The organism is Streptomyces pathocidini, assembly GCF_001418495.1.
GTDB lineage: Bacteria > Actinomycetota > Actinomycetes > Streptomycetales > Streptomycetaceae > Streptomyces > Streptomyces pathocidini.
Genome location: NZ_LIQY01000290.1, coordinates 1 through 3,831, shown reverse-complemented (window position 1 = coordinate 3,831; position 3,831 = coordinate 1). Strand labels below are relative to the sequence as shown.

Annotated in this window: 3 protein-coding genes and 1 pseudogene; all 4 read right to left on the bottom strand. The window is 77.7% G+C overall.

Translation table 11 applies throughout. The features are described 5' to 3' along the window. A pseudogene (locus AOK16_RS15205) lies at positions 1-349 on the bottom strand (hypothetical protein); the annotation flags it as partial. After that, on the bottom strand, positions 339-1,388 hold the full coding sequence (locus AOK16_RS15200) for a sugar phosphate isomerase/epimerase family protein (protein ID WP_079101408.1): 1,050 nt from the start codon (positions 1,386-1,388) through the stop codon (positions 339-341). The pseudogene AOK16_RS15205 and the gene AOK16_RS15200, both read right to left, overlap by 11 nt. Next, positions 1,385-2,254: an SCO3242 family prenyltransferase gene (locus AOK16_RS15195; RefSeq protein ID WP_055472787.1), complete on the bottom strand. Its 870-nt coding sequence runs from the start codon at positions 2,252-2,254 to the stop codon at positions 1,385-1,387. Before AOK16_RS15195 ends, AOK16_RS15200 begins: the two co-directional genes overlap by 4 nt. A gap of 239 nt (positions 2,255-2,493) precedes the next feature. After that, the gene (locus tag AOK16_RS15190) at positions 2,494-3,591 is read right to left on the bottom strand and encodes an inositol-3-phosphate synthase (protein WP_055472786.1); all 1,098 of its coding nucleotides are present in this window, start codon (positions 3,589-3,591) and stop codon (positions 2,494-2,496) included. Between the last annotated feature and the right edge of the window lie 240 nt (positions 3,592-3,831).

The window sequence follows — 3,831 nt, the reverse complement described above, 5'->3', positions numbered from 1 at the left end:
CGTACCGGGCCCGCGCGCCTGCCGCCCCGCCGGAGCCACGCGGGCCCGGTACGCGGCGCCCGCAGTGCCGGCCGGCCGCGGCGAAGCGCAACTCCCAGGCGGGGATGGGGAGGCGGTGCGCCGGGCCGGATCGGCTGAGCGCGGCTCCGGTGCTGCCCGCCGGGCCGGGCCCCCCGGGCCGGTGGCCCTCAGCGGCGGGTCCGCCGACCGGAGCGGCCTCGGCCCGTGCCCGCGCGCGGGCGGCCTCGGCGAGGGCCGCGTCCAGCCACGTCCGGGCCTCCGGGCTCAGTCCGGCGCAGAGCCCGGCGCGCAGGCCGTCGATGCAGGTGGACCCGTCGTCACTCGGCACGAGCGGCCTCCGGCGTTCGGTGGGCGCCCTGCGCACGCGCCCCGTCGATCGGTCGGTCTCTCCCTGCTTCGGTCGCCCCGTCGGCCCCATCGGCCGGGTCGGCTGACAGGGCCGACTGGTGGGCGCCTTCGGACCGGCCCTCACCGGCCACGCGGTCCGCCTCGCGCAGGAAGGTCAGGGAGGACTCCGCGAGGGTTGGGCCCGCGTGGGAGTCGCGGGGGAGTTCGACGCTTACCAGGGCGTCGTAGCCCACCTCGCGGAGGGCGCTCAGGACCGGCGGGAAGTCGATCTCGCCCTCGCCGAACGGGAGGTGTTCGTGGACCCCGCGCCGCATGTCCTCGATCTGGACGTGGCGCAGCCAGGGAGCGGCCTCGCGTACGCAGTCGGCGGGCGGCGCCGGTTCCAGGCACTGGCAGTGGCCGATGTCCAGCGTCAGCCCGAGCCCTTCGGGGTCGCCGAGCGTCTTGCGGAGCCGGTGGAATCCGGCGAGGTCGGCCAGCAGGTGCCCCGGCTCGGGCTCGATCGCGAGCGGCACGCCCGCGGCACGGGCCGCGTCGAGTACGGGCGTGATGGCCTCGGCGAGGCGCTCCCAGGCTTCGCCTTCGGCGGTGCCCGGCGGGGCTTGGCCGCTGAAGCAGTGCACGGGTACGGCGCCGGTGCCGGCGCCCAGCTCGGCGGCGATGCGTACGGCCATGCGCAGCAGGCCGGTTCGGGCGGCGCGGGCCTGCGGGTCCGGGTCGAGGAGCGCGGGGTGGTGCTTGCGGCGCGCGTCCAGCACATAGCGCGCGCCTGTTTCGATCGCGACGCCGAGGCCGAGGTGGTCGAGGCGGCGGGCGATGTGCCGGGTGCGGGCGGCGAGTTCGGGCTCGGGGGCGAGGGGGTCGAGGTGCATGTGGTCGAGGGTGAGCCCGACCCCGTCGTAGCCGAGGTCGGCGAGCAGGGCGAGGGCATCATCGAGCCGGAGGTCGGTGAGCCCGTTGGTGCCGTAGCCGAACCGGAGCCCGGTGGCCGGTGCCTGTGGCGGGTTCGCGTCGGTCATGTCGGGCTGACCTTTCGGGACAGACGGCGCGCCACGGGCAGGAGCGCGAGCAGCGGAAGCGCGGTACGCACCGACCCGGCGCGCGCCGCGAGGGTCGCCTGCAGCGGGATCATGGCGCGGATCCCACCCCCGACGGCCCGTTGGAGCAGCGGCGGCGAGGGATTGAGCACGGCGTGCGCGTACGGCCGCGCGACGGCCGCGCCGTAGGCGACGGCGAGGCCGCCGGTGGCCACGGCGGCGGTGCCGGGTCGCCCACCGTTGCGCCCGGCGCCTGCGCGCACGATCGGCCCCGCAATTCCGGCGGTGACCGCGAGGGCCGCCAACGGGGCGGCGGAGGAGCCGCCTTGGGCCTCGTGGCGGGAGATGCCGGTGACGGCGAGGGTGTGGGCGCCGAGGAGTGCGGCGGAGGGGAGGGCGGCCCGTACGGACGCCGTCGGGGTCCTCTCCCCCGCCGTCGCCGCTGCTCCCAGCAGCAGGTCCAGTGCTCGGGCCGTCGCCATGGACAGGGGTCCGGCGGGGGTGTTCTTCAGGCCCAGGTCGTAGGCCCAGACCGCGGCCGCCAGGGCCGTCGCCGTGGCCAGGGCCGGGCGGCCCGCGGCGGCGGACAGGGCCAGGGCCGCGGCCGTGAGGCCTCCGGCGGCCGCGAGGGCCGCGCCCGGCGCGATGCGGCCGGACGGGAGCGGGCGGTGCGGACGCTCGGTGGCGTCGATGTCACGGTCCGCCCAGTCGTTGAGCGCCATGCCTGCCTCGTACAGGCACAGCGAGGCCCCCGCGGCCAGCGCCGTGCCGCGGTTCGGGCGCAGCGCGGCGGCCGCCGCGCCCGCGAGGGCGTCACCGGGCACGGTGAACAGCGCGGAGACGCGCATCAGTTCGGCCCAGGCCGAAGCGCGCCCGCCGCCGGGCGGCCCGGTGCGGGCCGGACCGCCCGGGGGTACGGCGCCGGGCCGCGGCACGGCCACCCACTCGTCGCGAGAACCGGCGTCAGTCCCGGCCGCGGCCGTCCCGTCGGCGTCCCTCGCCCGTGGTCCGGGTGCGGCAGGCCCGGCCGATGCGTCATCGGCCGTGGCCCGACCGCCGGTCCCGCTGCCTCCGCGGAGCGGCCGCGTCACGCCGCCGCCTCCCTCAGTCGGGCGGCGAAGGTGAGGAGGGTGGCGAACTGGTCCGGGAGAGAGGCGGGGGCGCCGGGGTCCGGGTCCTTGAAGAAGAAGGCGAGTTCGGGCCGCGGGCCCGAGATCCCGGCCGCGTGCGCGGCGGCGGTGATGCGGGCCAGGTCCAGGACGAGCGGCGCGGCCAGGGCCGAGTCGCAGCCCTGCCAGATGGTCTGGAGGACCATCCGGGCGCCGAGGAAGCCCTCGAAGGCCACGTGGTCCCACGCGGTCTTCCAGTCCCCCAGCGCGGGCACGTTGTCGATGTGCAGGTCCCCGTCGGGGAGCCCGCCGAGCGTGTCGGACAGGACGCGTGCCTTGCCCGCGTTCTTGGCCGCCGCGGCGGCCGGGTCGGCGAGGGAGGCGCCGTCGCCGCCGCCGAGCAGGTTGGTGCCGGACCAGGCCCGTACCTCCAGCGCCCGTTGGAGGAACATCGGCGCCAGGACCGACCGCAGCAGCGTCTGCCCGGTCTTGCCGTCCCGCCCCGCGTACGGGAGTCCGGAAGTCCCGGCGGCCTCCTCCAGGGCGGGGTGGTGCAGCCCGGTGGACGGCGTGAAGTTGACGTACGGGCAGCCCGCGCGCAGGGCCGCCGCCGCGTAGAGGGAGCTGGGCGGGAGCCGGTCCTCGCCCGGCCCGGGGGCCGGTTCCGTGGAGGCCACGTTGAGGACGACCGCCCGGGCCAGGCCGTGTTCCCGTACGAAGTGTGTGAGGTCGGCGGCGAACGCGTCGACCAGTTCGCCGTCGGTGCGGCCGTCGGCGGGGAGCGGCCCGCCGGGGCGGATCGCCGCGTCGGCGGCGGCCAGTTCGGCGCGTACGGCGGTGGGCAGCCCGTGCGGCAGGACACCGCCCGCGGCCAGCGCCTCGGCCCGCTTGGGCAGCGGGCAACTGGCGGTGTCGTGGCCGCCGAAGACGAGGGAGGAGAGCGGTGGGAGGGCGCAGCCGGCGAAGGGGGCGGTCTCGGTGACCATGCCGGTGGGCTCGTGCATCCCCGCGGCGATGGCCGCGCACCCTGCGACGGCGGTGGTGGCGACGGAGCCGCGGGCGCCGATGAGCCAGATCCCCGTGCGGGGGGCCGGGTCCGGGGCCTGCCGGGCGGGCTCGTGGCCCGGACGGTCGCGGTCCGGACGGTCGCGGTCCGGACGGTCGTGGTCCGGACGGTCGTGGGCGGGGCGAGGGGTCACGAGCTGCCTCCCGTTGGGCGAACGTGTACGTGGTGCGGGTTCGGCTGCGCCTGGCCTGGGCGGGTTGTACGGGACTTGGTGCGGTGTGCGGGACCTGGTGCGGTGTGCGGGACCTGG